General features: G+C 24.5%; 13 protein-coding genes. All 13 read left to right on the top strand.

All coding sequences use genetic code 11. From position 1 onward, the window contains the following. The first annotated feature begins 172 nt into the window (after positions 1–172). Entirely contained in the window at positions 173–1,813 is a 1,641-nt protein-coding gene (gene groL, locus B2G44_RS01475) for a chaperonin GroEL (RefSeq protein ID WP_078123086.1), read from the top strand. Between the two features lie 216 nt (positions 1,814–2,029). Then, on the top strand, positions 2,030–3,763 hold the full coding sequence (locus B2G44_RS01470) for an ABC transporter ATP-binding protein (RefSeq protein ID WP_078123085.1): 1,734 nt from the start codon (positions 2,030–2,032) through the stop codon (positions 3,761–3,763). Continuing rightward, positions 3,760–5,604, top strand: a complete 1,845-nt coding sequence (locus tag B2G44_RS01465) for an ABC transporter ATP-binding protein (protein ID WP_078123084.1) — start codon at positions 3,760–3,762, stop codon at positions 5,602–5,604. The genes B2G44_RS01470 and B2G44_RS01465 overlap by 4 nt, the downstream gene beginning before the upstream one ends. Positions 5,605–5,954: 350 nt before the next feature. Next, positions 5,955–6,149 carry a hypothetical protein gene (locus tag B2G44_RS01460; RefSeq protein ID WP_078123083.1) on the top strand — a complete coding sequence of 65 codons (195 nt, stop codon included), beginning with the start codon at positions 5,955–5,957 and terminating at the stop codon, positions 6,147–6,149. Between the two features lie 1,614 nt (positions 6,150–7,763). Continuing rightward, on the top strand, positions 7,764–8,381 hold the full coding sequence (locus B2G44_RS01455; protein WP_078123082.1) for a hypothetical protein: 618 nt from the start codon (positions 7,764–7,766) through the stop codon (positions 8,379–8,381). Between the two features lie 762 nt (positions 8,382–9,143). Continuing rightward, positions 9,144–10,730 carry a ribonuclease Y gene (rny, locus tag B2G44_RS01445; RefSeq protein WP_078123080.1) on the top strand — a complete coding sequence of 529 codons (1,587 nt, stop codon included), beginning with the start codon at positions 9,144–9,146 and terminating at the stop codon, positions 10,728–10,730. Positions 10,731–10,754: 24 nt separating this feature from the next. Then, positions 10,755–11,522, top strand: a complete 768-nt coding sequence (locus B2G44_RS01440) for a TIGR00282 family metallophosphoesterase (RefSeq protein ID WP_078123079.1) — start codon at positions 10,755–10,757, stop codon at positions 11,520–11,522. Then, complete coding sequence (gene miaA / locus B2G44_RS01435; protein WP_078123078.1) at positions 11,515–12,411, top strand: tRNA (adenosine(37)-N6)-dimethylallyltransferase MiaA; 897 nt, start codon at positions 11,515–11,517, stop codon at positions 12,409–12,411. Before B2G44_RS01440 ends, miaA begins: the two co-directional genes overlap by 8 nt. Beyond that, complete coding sequence (efp, locus tag B2G44_RS01430) at positions 12,408–12,986, top strand: elongation factor P (RefSeq protein WP_078123077.1); 579 nt, start codon at positions 12,408–12,410, stop codon at positions 12,984–12,986. Before miaA ends, efp begins: the two co-directional genes overlap by 4 nt. 82 nt (positions 12,987–13,068) lie before the next feature. Continuing rightward, entirely contained in the window at positions 13,069–13,752 is a 684-nt protein-coding gene (gene cmk / locus B2G44_RS01425) for a (d)CMP kinase (protein WP_180372469.1), read from the top strand. Further along, positions 13,745–15,064, top strand: coding sequence for a ribosome biogenesis GTPase Der (gene der / locus B2G44_RS01420; protein ID WP_078123075.1), 1,320 nt, complete (start codon positions 13,745–13,747; stop codon positions 15,062–15,064). Before cmk ends, der begins: the two co-directional genes overlap by 8 nt. Beyond that, positions 15,061–16,056: an NAD(P)H-dependent glycerol-3-phosphate dehydrogenase gene (locus B2G44_RS01415; protein WP_078123074.1), complete on the top strand. Its 996-nt coding sequence runs from the start codon at positions 15,061–15,063 to the stop codon at positions 16,054–16,056. Before der ends, B2G44_RS01415 begins: the two co-directional genes overlap by 4 nt. A 222-nt stretch (positions 16,057–16,278) precedes the next feature. Next, the gene (locus tag B2G44_RS01410) at positions 16,279–16,566 is read left to right on the top strand and encodes an HU family DNA-binding protein (protein ID WP_078123073.1); all 288 of its coding nucleotides are present in this window, start codon (positions 16,279–16,281) and stop codon (positions 16,564–16,566) included. The last annotated feature ends 228 nt before the right edge of the window (positions 16,567–16,794 follow it).

The following is a 16,794-nucleotide window of genomic DNA, read 5'->3' as shown; positions in this document are numbered from 1 at the left end:
GGCTGATTGTAAATAAAACAGCAAATACAAATCGCTGCATAAAACGCAATTAATCTATCCGTATATAATAAGGTTAATTCTTAAGAATTTGATTTTTTATTAATATTAATTATTTTTAAAATTTTAAAAAATTAATTATTTATTAGGATAAAAGAGGAGTATTTGATATTATATGGCAAAACAAATTGTTTATGGCGAAATAGCAAGAAAAAAAATTTTAAAAGGGATAGATTTATTAGCTAATACAGTTAAAATAACTTTAGGTCCTAAAGGTCAAAATGTTTTATTAGAACAAAAATATGGTAGTCCTTTAATTATTAATGATGGAGTAACTATTACAAAAGAAATTAGTTTTAAAGACGCTTATCATAATGCTGGTGCTAAAGCTATATGCGAAATAGCTACTCGAACTAATGATGCTTCAGGAGATGGTACAACTACAGCTGTTTTATTAGGTCAGAGTATGATTCGTAAAGGTTTTGAAGCTTTAGACACAGGTGGTTTTAAAGGGGTTCTTTTAAAACAAGGTATTTTAGAAGCATCTCGTGTAGTAGCTCAACAACTTTTATCCAAATCTCGTTCTGTTAATACTCAAGAAGAAATCGAAAATGTTGCTACTATTTCGTCTGGTAGCTTAGAAACAGGAAAAATTGTAGCTGCTGCTATTGAAAAAGTAGGTAAAACAGGAGTTGTTAATGTGGACGAATCTAAGAGTTTTGAAACTGTATTAGATGTTGTTGAAGGTATGCAATTCGAAAAAGGTTATGTGTCTCCTTATTTTGTAGTAAATCAAAAAGATTCTTTAATAGAATTAGAACAAGCTGCTATTTTAATTACTGATCATAAGATTAATAGTATATTCGAAATTAATCGTATTTTAGAATATTCATTAAGTAATAGAGTTCCTTTACTAATTATTGCTGAATCTTTTGATAATGAAATGGTAAGTATTTTGGTCGCTAATAAAAAAGGTAATTACTTAAATGCAGTTGCAGTTGAAGCTCCGAGTTTTGGTGATCATCAAAAAGAATTGCTTCAAGATATGGCTATTTTAACTCAAGCTACTTTTGTTTCTAAAGATTTAAATATGAAGTTAAAAGATGTAGATGAAAAATTTTTAGGTAAAGTTAATAAAGTTATTATTAAAAAAAATAGTACTACTTTGGTAGTTGATAATAAAACTTCTGCTTTAGAAACACGTATTCAAGAAATTCAATCACAAATTTCTAATATTAAAAATATGAAAGATTTTAATCAACATGATTTAAATAATTTGACTAATAGATTAGCTAAATTAACTGGTGGTATTGGTATTATTCATGTAGGAGCTACTACTGAAACAGAATTAAAAGAAAAAAAATTACGTATCGAAGACGCTTTAAATGCAACTAAAGCTGCTATTGAACAAGGTATTGTTCCTGGCGGAGGAAAAGCATTAGTAGAAATTTATAAAACTGCATCAAGTGAATTAAATTCTGCAAACGAAAGTGTTCGTAAAGGTTATAGTATTGTTTTGGAAAGTTTATTAGAACCTACTAAACAAATTGCAACTAATGCGGGTTTTGATGCTTCTATGATTCTTCAAAAACAATTAGAACAAAAAGATAATTTTGGTTTTAATGCTGAAACTGGTCAATTTGTGGATTTAGTTAAAGATGGTATTATGGATCCTACAGCGGTAACTAGACAAGCTGTTTTAAATGCAGCTTCTATAGCATCTATAATGGTAACTACTGGTGCTGCTGTTGTTGAAGAAGTACTAGAAAAAAATTATCCAACAAATATTGATAATATGAATAACGATTTACTTTAATATTTAAATAAATTATTTTATATCTTTTTGAAAAATTAATTCATTAAATCAGGAAAACTTATTTGTTTTTTTGTAATATGAATTAATTTTTTTTTATATCAAAAATATTAAAAAAATGTTAGAATTTTTATTGATATTTAAAAAAACGAATAAAGATTAGTAAAAATTTAATTTTTTTTGATTTTTATTTAATTAAGAAGGTACAAAATCAGTTTTATGAAATTAATTTTTAAATATATTATGCGTTATAAAATTATATTATTTTTAAATATTTTGGCAGTTTTATTTATAGCAAGTGGTGAAATTGGTATTCCTTTGATTATAGGTCGTTATGTTATTGATAATCCTGTTGCTTCGCAAAATTTTTTATTTTTTACTTTTTCTTTATTATTATTGGTTTTGTGTGCTATCTTAGGTAATTTAATTATTAATTTTTGTTCGGCTAAAACATCATCTTTAATCTTTAAAGATTTAAATGCAGATATTTTTAAGAAAATTCAGACTTTTTCAATTATAGAAATGAAAAATCTTGGTGTTCCTTTTTTGATGAATTGTAGTATTACTTGTGTTGGTCAAATTGTTAATTTTATGGCTAGTCTTTATAGAGCTTTAATTGTGGCTCCTATTATGTTGATAATTAGTTTAATTTTAATTTATCGAATTTACATGGTTTTTTCTTATATTGTTTTATCTATTATACCTTTATTAGTTATTATTTTTGTTTGTATTATTTTTAAAAATTATTTATTATCTACAAAAAAACAAAAATTTTTAGAAAAAATAAACTCTAAAGTTCGGGAAAATTTAACTGGTATTAAAGTTATTAAAAGTTTAAATACAGAAAATTATGAAGGTTATCAATTTGATAAAATAAATTCTAAATATGCTCTTTTAAATATTCATTTGTTTAATTCAATTTTTTCAATGGAACCTTTATTTTATTTATTATTGAATATTTCTATTATTTTTACTACTGGTTTTGGCGCTTATATTTTAAAAACAGGGACATCAAATGATTTTCATTTAGGTGGTTTATATAATTGTATTAATTTACAATATCATATACTTTATTCTATTTTAAATTTTTTATTATTGTTTACTATGTTTCCTAAAGCTTTAGTTTCTTTGCGTAAAATAGAATATTTATTAAATATAAAACCATCGATTAAAAATAATTTAAAATATAATTTAACTTTATCTAAACCTATTGTAAGTTTAGAGTTTAAAAATGTTTATTTTCAATATTCTAATGATGATAAAATGATTTTATCAGATATTAATTTTAAAGTTAAAACTTCAGAATTAATTGCTGTAGTTGGTTCTACAGGTTCTGGAAAAAGTACTTTAATTAATTTAATTCCTAGATTAATCGATCCGACAAAGGGTTGTTTGTTAATTAATGGAGTAGATATTAAATTATATAATTTAATTTCTTTAAGAGATAAAATTGGTGTAGTTTCTCAAAAAAATATTTTATTTAAAGGTACAATTTTCAGTAATTTATCTTTTGGAAAATCTAATGCAAATTCTGAAGAAATTTTGGAATGCGCTAAAATATCTCAATCTTATGATTTTATTAATAAAACTAAATGCAAATTACAAGAACCAGTTAGCGAATTAGGTTCTAATTTTTCCGGAGGACAAAAACAAAGATTAGCTATTACTAAGGTTTTATTAAAAAAACCTGATATTTATATTTTTGATGATTCTTTTTCTGCTTTAGATTATCAAACTGACCTAACTATTCGTAAAAATTTAAGTTATTTACGTAAAAATTCTATTATTATTATAGTAGCGCAGAGATTAAGTTCTATTTTAAATGCTGATAAAATTATTGTTTTAGATGATGGAAAAATTATAGATATTGGTAAACACGAAGAATTAATGAATAGATGTCAAATTTATAAAAATATTGCTTTTTCGCAAAAAATAAAAGAGGTTCTAAATTGAAAAAAATATTTTATTTTTTACAACCTTTTCGGAAAGAAATTTTGGTTAGCATTTTTTTGATTTTTTTAGTTGCTGCTATAGATGCTTTTATTGTTATTTTTGAAGGAAATATTATTATTAATTTTATTCAAAATAATTTTAATAATAATTCTAAACTTATTTATGTTGATAATATTATTCTTAATTTTATACGGCAAAAGTTACTAAGTAATTTTCAAATTATATCTGAATATATGAGTTATATTATTCTTTTATTATGTATTAATTTATTTTTATATTTTTTATGTATTATTGCCAGATTTATTTATAATAAATTGATAATTGTTATTATTCATAAATCTATTCAAAATATTAGACAAAGCGTTTATCAAAAAATGTTAAAGTTACCTATATCATATTTTGAAAATAATACTATAGGCAATATTATGAGTATTGTTATAAATGATTTAGAAACAGTTTCGAATGGTTTACAACAATCTTGTGTAGCTTTTGTACTTTCTTGTTTTAGTATTATAATGATTATTTTTATTATGTTTTGGGCCAATTTAAGATTCGCTTTATTAATTTGCTTAATGATACCAAGTTCTTTATCTGTTATTTGGTTAATTAATAAAAAAGCGCGCTCAGTTTTTATTCAAAGATTTGAAAAAACAGGTGAATACTTAGGATTTTTACAAGAAAAATATACCGGACATAAAGAGATTATTTTATATAATCAACAATCAAATAATATTAGTGATTTTCAAAATTTAAATCAACAATTAGCTTATATTATTTTTAAATCTAATTGGATTTCTGGATTAGTGATGCCTATTATTAATAGTTTCACTTATATTGTGATGACTTTTATTGTCGTAATAGGTTATTTTTTGTTGAATTATCAAAATACGGAAATACCGTATTTATTATTTAAATTAGGTTTTGGTACTATTCAATTGGGACTTTTTCAATCTTTTATAAAATACATTTGGCGTTTAGGCAATCCTTTAAGAGATTTGAGTCAGATGTTTGTTATTTTACAATCTACTTCTTCCGCTGCAAATCGTGTTTTGAATTTTTTATCAGAAAACGAAGAATTAGATGCGAAAAATAATTTAATTATTCCTGATTCAGTTCAAGGTTATGTTAAATTTTCAAATGTAAATTTTCAATATCAAATTGATCAACCTATTCTTTGTGATATTAGTTTTGAGATTGACAAACATAAAATGGTAGCTATTGTTGGTCCTACAGGTTCAGGAAAAACTAGTTTAGTGAATTTGTTAGTTCGTTTTTATGATGTTACTTCGGGTACAATTTCAATTGATGGAATAGATATTTCTACTATTCCGAAAAGTGATTTACGTAAAATGATTGGTATAGTAGTTCAAGATTCTTGGTTATTTCATGGTACTATTATGGATAATATTCGTTATGGCAATTTCGATGCTACAGAAGAACAAGTCATTCAAGCCGCTAAACAAGTTAATGTTCATGATTTTATTATGACTAAGCAAGATGGTTATAATACTATGATTAATGAAGAATTAGATAATATTTCTCAAGGAGAGAAACAATTAATTACTATTGCTAGAACTTTTTTAAATAATCCCTCTATAGTTATTTTAGATGAAGCTACTGCTTCTGTTGACACTCAAATAGAAATTATTTTTCAAGAATCTATGCAAAAATTATTAAAAAATAAAACTTCTTTTGTAATCGCTCATCGTTTATCTACTATTGTAAATGCGGATATTATTTTAGTTTTACAAAACGGTTTGTTAGTTGAAAAAGGTAGTCATATAGAATTATTGAATAAAAAAGGTTTTTATTATAATTTGTATAATAGTCAATTTCAATAAATATTAATCAATTTAGATAATAATATAAATATAAAATAGTTTGGACAAAAACGAAGAATTGAATAGTTTTCGATTTTATTTTTAAGTTTATTTTTGAGGTTATTTGAGGTATAATGAAAGTGGGTAATTTGTTTTTTAATAACTATAGACAGAATACCCAAAAATTTAAATTAAAAATTATACTTTATCAAACTTAAGAATTTGAAAAATGAAAAAAATTTTAAAACTTGAAAATTTACGAAATAAAATTTTAAATAATATAAAAATTTAATTTTATTAAAATAGTTTATTTAATTGTATTAATTGTTGTAAAAAATTAATTGAATATTGAATAAGGGAGCGTACTATATTTGAACAAACCATTAAATTTTAATAAAAAGTTTATAGGTTTATCTTTATTGATATTTTCTGTTTTAGTAATCCCTTTGATAATGTTTTGTATTGGTATTTTTGAAAATTCAGATGAAATTGATTTATTAGAAAATGAATCTATTTTAACACAATCACAACAGGATAAGGTGCGCAAGTTCGGGCGTTTAATTTAGGAGATTTATATGGTCCTCCTAGCATAGGGATAGCATGCTAAGCCGTTGAATTTACCTGAGAATGAAAATTTATAAGGGAACATAGCATATTCAAAAAGCATAATTATTTAAAATAATGATATTTTTTAAATATATGCGAGGCGAAGTTAAAATAAGCATGAAATTTTTTAAATTAAAGCTATTAATCTGAAATAAATCAAAAAATATGTTATTCATGAATAAATATTATTGATAACATACTAAACGCATTAATTGTATTTTTCTTTATCTTGCAATTAAGTTCTATCCTAAAAATATTTTTTATTTTTGAAACTTATTTTTTAACGTTTTTCATATATTTTCACAAATATAATGGGATGATTTATTTTCAAGAAAGCCATGCGATCTTTAACACTTACCAATAATTAAACAGCTACCTTGGATAAGCTTCTTATAAGAAATTTAATTAAGATTTTTACAAATATCTTTTTTGAATAAGGTATTTATTAATTTAGATTTGAGCATTTATGCCCAATCATGTATCCGCCTTAGATATTTTATAAATGCTTACAGAGTTTTATAGTACTCGTAGGGGTCATGTCCTACCAAGGAGCAGGTAATACCTGTACACAAGGGGAAGAAAAACAGATTAAATTATACATATTATTGTTTGTATAATTTAACTCGGAAAGCCGTATGCATAGGAATATGCCCGTGCGGTTTGGGTGAGGGTTTAATATAACTTTTTATATAAATTTTTATAAAATTAATTATGTTATTTCTATTCAGGGCGCCAAAAGATGCCTAAATATCGAGCGATTTAACCAATTGCCAGTGCGAATAAACACTGAAAGGATAAGAACGGTTTTTTAAACGAAAGAATAAAGAATTACAGCAGTTCTTAAAAGCGGGTTGCGACGAAGTAGTTAGTCAAGAGGATACTGCCACCAAATGGTTCTAAGGGAAAGCTCGAGAAGGCCTAAGAAATAAAGTAGATGTAATAATTTTACCTGTCTCGTAAACTACTGAGACCGAGCAGTCCAGAGTCTATCAATATATGTGAATAGTATTGGGTAGTTTATTCATTAAAAAAACCTGGAATCTCACCGTTAATCTAATGGTCACTTCACCTAAGGAACCGAGGTTGATATTTAGAGTAACTTGGAGAATCCTAAAGGCAGAATTATTAAATTAATCAATAATAATTGATAATGAAATAAAATTCATTAGGCCCAAGGATAAAGCGACTTTTTAGTAGTCGGAGGAGTAAAACTTAATTTGGAATCATTTAAGTCAATCGTCCTCTCAGGAAGAAGGTTAATGACCTTTATAGGGCGAAAGAAGTCAGTAATTTATTGTTTATTCCAGGATTAAAAAAGAGTTAGCATAGATGATAATAACTATTTTAATTTAAGAAATTAAGTTTTTGCGAATCTTAATATTATGTAAAATCGTTCATTAAATAATTAAAATATCATTAAAGATAGTTTTATAAGGGAATTATTTTTAGAGAATTAATCAAAAATAAACGATATTCTAAATTTAAGAAACAAAAAACGTTCAGAATAAACAAACTAACCATTGGCGACATTAAGTTAGTCCTCGAATGAGGGTAAATTATGGCAAGCCGGATGCTTGGAAACTTGCCCGTCCGGTTTAGATGGGGGCTGTTTTGTAATACATATCAGAAAGTACATATCTGATAAGCAAACGCAAATAATCTATCCATATCATGAACAATCTGAACATAGTGTTAATAATAATGATGGTGATATTTCTTCGAATTCTATATTATCTGGTTCTGGTTCTTTACAGGAACAATCTGTTAATTCTCCAACGGTTTGGGATACAGCGAAAAATGCATTAAATTTTGTTAATAATAATGCAGATGAATTCAAAGAATTTTCAGAAAATGCAAAAGAAATTGCAGAAGGTGTAAAAGGGATTGTAACCGTTGTTAAAGATTCAGTTTCACCAACTAACGATCAATCGTCGAAGGGAAATAATAATTCAGTTTCACCAACTAATGATCAATCGTCGAAGGGAAAGAATAATTCAGTTTCACCAACTAACGATCAATCTTCGAAGGGAAAGAATAATTCAGTTTCATCAACTAACGATCAATTAGTTGATACGAGAGATTCTAATAAGATAAAAACATCTCAATTACAAAAACCAATACCATCGGGTTTACAAGAGGATAAATCTCAATCTATTAAACCAAGAAATTCTCAAAATAAAAAAAAGTCTTAAAAAAATTCAAAGAATATGGCGATAACTTTTTAGAATCCTCAAAACATACTTCTTATGAACAAATATCTTCTATTATTTCAAATGAAGATTCACTTCAATCAATAGATTATAATTACGAAGAGAACGAAAAACTTTCTTTACTTTCCGATAGTTTGATAGACAAAAATTTAGATCCAATAAATAATGTCTTCGAAAAAAAAACTTCAATTAAAGAGATTTCGTATTCCAAAAAAACATTACCTCGTAGTTTTGGTTTGAAATATGTAACATCTTTGTTTGTTGCTTCGTTTGGTGTAGTTCGTGTATTTGTTTCTAAAGTGATTTTTGCTTTTAGATAGTTTTTGACAATTTTGAATAAAATTTCTTAATTTATTAAAGTACATAAGATTTAAAAGTTGCTTTATTTTAAATTAAAATATATAAATATTTTAACTATTATCCATTAAAAACTCATTTAAGAAAATCAAATAATTTAATATTTATATAGAATATATATAGTGTTATTTGTGTTTAGTAATATTTAATATATTATTTTAATAACTTAAATGTGGTTTTTTATAAATTTTCATTATAATAAGCAAATTAATTAAAAATTAATTTGTTTATTTTTTTTGTTTTTAAAAAAAATTAAATTATTTATTTTAAATTATGAAATAAATTTTAATTATAAATTATTTTGTTTTTAACATTATATTTTAATCAATTAATTTTTAAATAATATTGAAAATAAATAATTAAAATGGAAGGCATAAATTTATTATCATGTTAGGAACATCAACAAAATGGTTCCTTGCTTTGTTTATTTACTTGCCCTTAATTATTGTTATTTTAGGATTATTGTATTATTTAATTTTTTATTATCAACAAAAAATTAAAAAAATTATACAAACGACCAAACAAAAAGCTCAAGAAAAAATTTCTAGTGCTCAAATGATAGCTCAAGAAATGATATCAAAAGCTAAACAAGAAATCCATATTTTAAAAAAAGAAGTTGAAGAAGATTTGAATTTGAGAAGACGAATAATTGTTAATTTAGAAGAACAAATTATTCATAAAGAAGAATTGTTAAATTCTCGAACTAGATATTTAAATGATAAAGAAGAATTATTATACATGAAAGAACAAAAAATTAATATTTCTCAAGAGCAAATCGAACAAATGCAAAATAAAGTTCAAAATCTTATTATAAAGAGACAGAACGAATTAGAACATATCGCTTCTTTAACTAAAGAGCAAGCTAAACAAATTATTATGGAAGAAATTCGTAAAAATTCTCAACAAGAAATTATGAATTATATTAAATCTCAAGAAGAAGAATATAAATTTCAAGTTAAAAAGAAAGCTCATGTTTTGCTAGTATCAACTATGCAACAATTATCTCGTAAAATTTCTTCCGAAAATAATGTGGATATAGTTTATTTAGATAATAATGAATTAAAGGGGAGAATTATTGGCAAAGAAGGAAGAAATATTAGAACTTTTCAAATTATAACAGGGGTAGATTTAATTATAGATGATATACCTAATACTGTTATATTAAGTTCTTTTGATTCTAAAAGACGGGAAATAGCTCGTCGTACTTTAGAAAATTTAATTTTAGATGGTCGTATTACACCTGTTAGTATAGAACAAACTTTTACCAAGGTTCAAGATGAATTTGATAATTTTATTCAAGATATAGGCGAAGAAGCTATTTTAGAGGCTAAAATAGGTTTTTTGGATGAAGAATTAATAAAATTATTAGGTTCTTTGCATTTTCGTACCAGTCATGGACAAAATGTTTTAAAACATTCTTTAGAAGTATCTTTTTTAGCAGGAAAATTAGCTGCAGAAATAGGGGAAAATGAAGTATTAGCTCGTCGCGCAGGACTATTACATGATATTGGGAAATCTTTAGATTATCAATTAGAAGGAAGTCACGTTAAAATAGGTTTAGATATTGTTATGAAACATAAAGAACCTTTAGAAGTAATAGATGCTGTAGCATCTCATCATGAAGATCAAGAACCTAGTAGTATTATTGCTGTTTTAGTTGCTATTGCTGATGCTATTAGCGCTTCTAGACCAGGAGCTCGTCGTGATTCTTTAGATAATTATATTAAAAGAATTACTCAATTAGAAGAAATTGCTAATAAAATTCCTGGTGTAGAAAAATCTTATGCTATTAAATCTGGCCGAGAAATTAGAGTTATTGTAGATCCTAAACAAATTGATGATTTAGCTATTTTTACAGTAATTCAAACAATTAAAGATCAAATTATGAAAAATATTAGATATAATGGTAGTATTAAAATAACTGTTATTAGAGAAGTTCGTTTAACCGAAATTTCAAATTTAAGTATTAGTTAAGTTTAATACAAAGGTAGTATCATTATGAATATTCTTTTTATTGGAGATATTTGTGGTTCGATAGGAATTAATTATTTAATTGAAAAAATTAATTTTTTAAAACAACATTATAAAATCAATATTGTTATTGCGAATGCTGAAAATGCGGCAGAAGGACAAGGTTTAGATTTCCAAAGTTTTTATAATTTAAAAATTTCAGGTGTTAATATGATTACTCTAGGTAATCATACTTTGAAAAATTATGATTTAAAGTCATTTATAGAAAATACTAATATTATAAGACCGTTGAATGATGATAGTTTACATTTCGGATGTGGTCATAAAATTATTCAGTATAAAGATAAAAAACTTTTAATTATGAACGCTTTGGGCCGAGTTTTTATGAATAATAAATTTTTATCTTGCCCTTTTAAAAAAATAGAACATGTTTTAAAAGTTTATAAAAATCAATATCATTATGCTTTTTTAGATTTTCATGCTCAGGCAACTAGCGAAAAACTAGCTTTAGCAAATTATTTTGATGGTAGAATTAATGCTATCGTAGGAACTCATACTCATGTTCAGACTAATGATGAAAGAATTTTGCCTAAAAAAACTCTTTATATTTCTGATGCAGGTATGACAGGGCCTTTAGATGGTATAATAGGTCAAGATAAAAATATTATTATTAATAATTTTTTAAATAATCACAAATTAAAACATAAAATTGCTCAAGGCAAAAGACAGTTAAATGGAGTTGTTTTAACTTTAGGAAAAAAACAAAAAATTATGAAAATTAAGTATCATGAATAATAAAATACAAAAAAAAATTATAGTTATTACAGGCCCGACTGCTTCAGGTAAAACTTCTCTTTCTTTGAAATTAGCTGATTTTTTTTGTGGAGAAATAATTAATGCTGATTCAGTTCAAATTTATAAAGAATTTAATATTGGTTCGGCTAAAATTTCTCTTAAAGAAACTCATATACCTCATCATTTGTTGGATAATATTAATCCTGGTGATAAATATAATATTTTTGATTTTCAAAAAGATGCGAGAAATAAAATTTTGAATATTCAAACCCCTTTTATAGTAGGAGGAAGTGGCCTTTATATTAAAGCTGCTTTATTTGATTATGAATTTGCTATTTCGGAAGATTATGAAAATAAATCTTATCAAAATTGTACTTTAGAAAATATGTTAAAATTAATTTTTCAAAAAGATCCGAAATTAGTTATAGATATAAAAAATTCTCGTCGAGTTATTAGTGCTTATCGTCAAGTTATGTGTAATAGTTTAAGATCTCAAAAAATTGGCTCAAATAAACCTTTATTTGATATTTTAACTATTTATTTGAATTTAGATCATCAATTTTTGAAACCACGTATTATATTAAGGTTAGAAAAAATGTTGAAACAAGGATTTGTGGGAGAAGTTAAATATTTAATAAATAAATATCCTAATGCTAATTTTAATATTATTGGTTATCGAGAAATTAAAGATTTTTTAGAAAAAAAGATTTCTTTTCAACAAGCTTATGATTTGATTATTACTAAAACTCTTAAATATGCTAAAAGACAAAAAACTTGGTTTATGAATCAAATGTCATCTTTAGTACAATTAGAAGCTTTAGATCCTAAATTAGAAGTTAAAGCTATCGATATAATTAAAAATTTTTTGAAAAAAGGTGAACAAAAATGATTAACACAAATGATTTTAAAACAGGAATGACTATTAAATTAAAAAATAATATTTATCAAATAATTGATTTTTTGCATGTTAAACCTGGCAAGGGTTCTGCTTTTGTTAGAAGTAAATTAAAAAATTTAAAAACAGGTAGTATTATAGAATATACCTTTAATTCAGGTATTAAAATTGAAACAGCTTTAGTAAACAAAGTGAAATTGAAATTTTCTTATATACAAAACGGAATATATGTTTTTGTAAACGAAAATACTTATGAACAAATTGAAATTGCTGAGTTAGATATAATAAGTATTAAAAAATATTTAGCTGAAGATGTTATTGTTGAATTTCTTTTTTGTGATCAAAATAATATTTTAGGTACTATTTTACCAGATAAAATAGTTTTAAAAGTTTATCAAACAGACCCTATTATTTCTGGCGAAAATAATCGTAAAAGTAATACTGCTTATAAAGATGCTATTTTGGAAACAGGTTTGATTATAAAAGTTCCTGTTTTTATTGGGATTGGAGAAAAAATTGTTATTAATACTTCTAATGATTGTTATGTATCTCGTTATAACGAGAAATAAAATGTAAACAAATAAATATGAATTTTTATTAAATTTTATTTAATAAAAAATATTATCAATAAGGGGTTTCTTTTTTGTTATTATGAATTTTAAAGTAGCTATTGATGGTCCAGCTGGAGCTGGCAAAAGTACTGTTAGTCGATTATTAGCTAATAAATTAAAATGGTTTTATTTAAATACTGGATTATTATTTCGTTTAATTACTTTTTATATATTAAAAAATGAAATAAGTTATAATGATGATTTAGATATTGCTAACTTAGAACAAATATTAAAAAATATAAATATTAAGTTAACAAATACTGGTTTTTATTTAAATAATGAATATTTTTCTGTTAATTTAAATGATTTTTATATTGAACAAAAGGTTTCTAATATTTCTTCTTTGTTACCTGTTAGAAACAAAATTTTAATATTACAATATCAAATAATTCGTGAACATGATTATCTTATTATGGACGGAAGAGATATTGGTACTGTTGTGATGCCACATGCTGATTTAAAAATTTTTTTAACTGCTAGTATTGAACAACGCGCTTTGCGAAAACAAAAAGAGTTGAAAATAATAGGCCAAGATCAAATAAATTTGGCGAAGATTATCAAAGAAATTCAATTAAGAGATTTGAAAGATAAAAAACGTTCTATTGCTCCTTTAAAAAAAGCAGAAGATGCTATTTTGATAGATAATACTGAGTTCTCTGTTACAGAAACAGTTAATTTAATAGAGGATTTAATTAAAAAGAAAATGTTGGTTAAAAATGTTTAAAGTAGCTATTGTAGGTCGCCCTAATGTAGGTAAATCTAGTTTGTTTAATCGCCTTTTAAGGAAAAGATTAGCTGTAGTTGATTCTGAAGCTGGCACTACTAAAGATCGTATTTATGCTAATACTCATTGGTTAAATAAAAATTTTATTATTATTGATACAGGTGGTCTTAGTTTTGATATTTTACCTTTTCAAGAAAAAATTAAATATCAAACTCAAATAGCTATTCAAGAAGCTGATGTTATTATATTTTTAACAGATATTCGAGAAGGAGTTACACAAGAAGATTTTTTTATAGCTAAACTTTTATATTCTAAAATTTCTAAAGTAGTGGTTGCAGTAAATAAAATGGATAATATTAATTTGTTACCGGATATTTATAATTTTTATAGTTTAGGTTTTGATGAAATTGTAGGTATTAGTGTTCTTCATGGTATCGGTATAGGAACACTTTTAGATATTATTATTTCTAAGCGGCCATTAGAACTTGTGTATAATAACATTAAAAATGAAGATGTAGTTAATTTTTGTGTGATTGGAAAACCTAATGTTGGTAAATCTACTTTTACAAATTCTTTATTATCTCAAGAAAGAATGATTGTTTCTGATATTCCTGGTACTACTACAGATGCAGTGAATAATTTATTCGAATATAACCAAAGTTTTTATCGTATTATTGATACAGCAGGTTTAAAAAAAAGAGGCAAAATTCAAATTGGTAAAGAAAAATACAGTTTTTTAAGAACTTCTTTGGCTATATTAGAAAGTGATATTGTTTGTTTTATGATGGATGTTAGTCATAAAATTAGTGATCAAGATAAAAATATTGCTTCTATGATTTTTAAAGCTAATAAACCTTGCATTATTATTGCTAATAAGTGTGATTTGATTGCTAAAAATTATCAAATTCAAGATACATTTGAAAATAAAATTAGAAATGAATTAAAATTTTTGGATTATATGCCTTTGATTAATATTTCTGCTTTGAAAAAATATAATTTAGATAAATTTATAAAAACGTTAGATATAGTTTTTTCAAACTATAAACGTATTTTTAAAGATCATGTTTTAAATGATATTCTATATAAAGCTATTCAATTAAATCCTCCTCATATATTTCAACAAGGAAAAGCTCGTTTTTATTATTTAAAACAAATTTTTAATAAACCACCTACTTTTGTTTGTTTAGTTAATAATCCTCGATTTATTCATTTTTCTTATGAAAGATTTTTGAAAAATCAATTAAGATTAAATTTAGAATTACAAGGTTTACCTATTAAAATAATTTTTAAAAAGAAAAGTGATAATATATGAATACAAAAATTACTATTATAGGAGGAGGAGCTTGGGGAACTACTTTAGCTCAAGTTTTAGCAAACAACGGTCATTTAGTTTTAGTATGCGATAATAATCTTGAATATGTAAATAGTATTAAACAACATAAACATTCTGTTTTTGATAAAAATTTAAATACAAAAATACAAGCTACTTCTTGTTTATCTGAAGCTTTATTATATTCGGATTTAATAATTTTATGTATACCTACTCAAAAAATAAGATTATTATTGCAGGAAATTAATTTGATTTTAAAAAAACAATCAAAAAATTTTATTAACGCTTCTAAAGGTATAGAAGTTTCTAGTTATAAGACTGTTCAAGAAATTATTAATGAAGAATTAAATGTATTTCAGATTAAAAATTATGGTTGTATTATGGGGCCATCTCATGCTGAAGAAGTCATCGAATGTTATTTAACTTTTTTAGTGGCTGCTTCTTCGAATGCTAAATTTGCTGATTTTATATCTTGTATTTTTACTAATTCGACTTATTTAAAAGTTGTTGGTTCAAATGATGTTTATGGTTGCGAAATATGTAGCGCTTTTAAAAATGTTTTATCTTTGATTAGTGGTATTTTAGATGTGAATAATTTTAAAAATAATGCTAAATCTGCTTTTTTTAGTATAGCTATGTCAGAATTATATGAATTAATGAAATATTTGCGATTTTCTTTGGAGACAATTTTAGGAGTAGCAGGATTAGGTGATTTAATAGTGACAAGTTTTAATGAAGATTCCCGAAACTATCAAGCTGGTATTCAAATAGGTTTAGGAACAGATATTAAAAAAATTTATTTAAATAGTTATCAAACTATAGAAGGTATTAATAATTTAAAAGCTTTTTATAATTTGATGTTAGATAAAAATATAAAATTACCTCTTATAAAAAGCGCTTATCAGGTAGTTATAGAAAAAAAACCTATAAATTATCTTTTGGAAACAATTATGAATAAATTTATGCACAAATAACGATTTTATGTTAATAAAATTTATTTTTATGCTAAAATCAAACTAGATTCAAGTTTTTGGACATAATTTTTAATTTTTCGATGTATATTTATATTATTTTTCGAAATATTTAATTTATTTTATCTAAATTTGAATCTTAGTAAGAAGTTGAAAATATTTTTTTAACTTTTAATTATTTTAATTGACAATGATTTTAAAATTTAATAAAGGAGTCAAAAAATAATGAATAAGGCTGAATTGATTTCTAAAGTAGCTAAAGATACAAATATTAAAAAAAAGGATGTTGTGAAAGTTTTTAAATCTTTATATGATACAATGGGCGAAACTTTAAATAAAAAAGAAAAATTTACAATTCCATATTTAGGTTTTTTCAAAATGTCATATCGTAAATCAAGAAAATTTAAAATACCTACTACATCTGAAATTCGTATTACGCCTCCACAAACAGTTCCAACATTTAAAATGAGTACTAAAGTTAAAAGAGATTTTAAAAAAATATTATCTGAATAAAAAGGGTCAATAAAACAGCATAATATCGGATTTGGGCGCCAAAGAGGCCTAAATTTCTTGTTATCTAACCAATAGCCAGGGTCGATAAACCCTGAAAGGATATGGTCGGTTTTGACAAATGAAAGAATGTTGGATTACAGCAGACCATAAAAGCGGGTTGCGACGAAAGCAAATTAGTCAAAAAGACCTCGCCACCAAATAATTCCATGGAGAAGCCTGAAATGGCCT

The organism is Candidatus Phytoplasma citri, assembly GCF_002009625.1.
Classification (GTDB): domain Bacteria; phylum Bacillota_I; class Bacilli_A; order Acholeplasmatales; family Acholeplasmataceae; genus Phytoplasma; species Phytoplasma citri.
The sequence above is the reverse complement of the archived record's forward strand: the minus strand, read 5'-3'. Positions and strand labels throughout refer to the sequence as shown.

Excerpts from the sequence above, each read along its gene's own strand:
- rny (WP_078123080.1), top strand. The coding sequence starts at position 9,144 with ATGTTAGGAACATCAACAAAATGGTTCCTTGCTTTGTTTATTTACTTG.
- der (WP_078123075.1), top strand. The coding sequence starts at position 13,745 with ATGTTTAAAGTAGCTATTGTAGGTCGCCCTAATGTAGGTAAATCTAGT.
- B2G44_RS01470 (WP_078123085.1), top strand. The coding sequence starts at position 2,030 with ATGAAATTAATTTTTAAATATATTATGCGTTATAAAATTATATTATTT.
- B2G44_RS01415 (WP_078123074.1), top strand. The coding sequence starts at position 15,061 with ATGAATACAAAAATTACTATTATAGGAGGAGGAGCTTGGGGAACTACT.
- groL (WP_078123086.1), top strand. The coding sequence starts at position 173 with ATGGCAAAACAAATTGTTTATGGCGAAATAGCAAGAAAAAAAATTTTA.
- efp (WP_078123077.1), top strand. The coding sequence starts at position 12,408 with ATGATTAACACAAATGATTTTAAAACAGGAATGACTATTAAATTAAAA.
- B2G44_RS01410 (WP_078123073.1), top strand. The coding sequence starts at position 16,279 with ATGAATAAGGCTGAATTGATTTCTAAAGTAGCTAAAGATACAAATATT.
- cmk (WP_180372469.1), top strand. The coding sequence starts at position 13,069 with ATGAATTTTAAAGTAGCTATTGATGGTCCAGCTGGAGCTGGCAAAAGT.
- B2G44_RS01440 (WP_078123079.1), top strand. The coding sequence starts at position 10,755 with ATGAATATTCTTTTTATTGGAGATATTTGTGGTTCGATAGGAATTAAT.
- miaA (WP_078123078.1), top strand. The coding sequence starts at position 11,515 with ATGAATAATAAAATACAAAAAAAAATTATAGTTATTACAGGCCCGACT.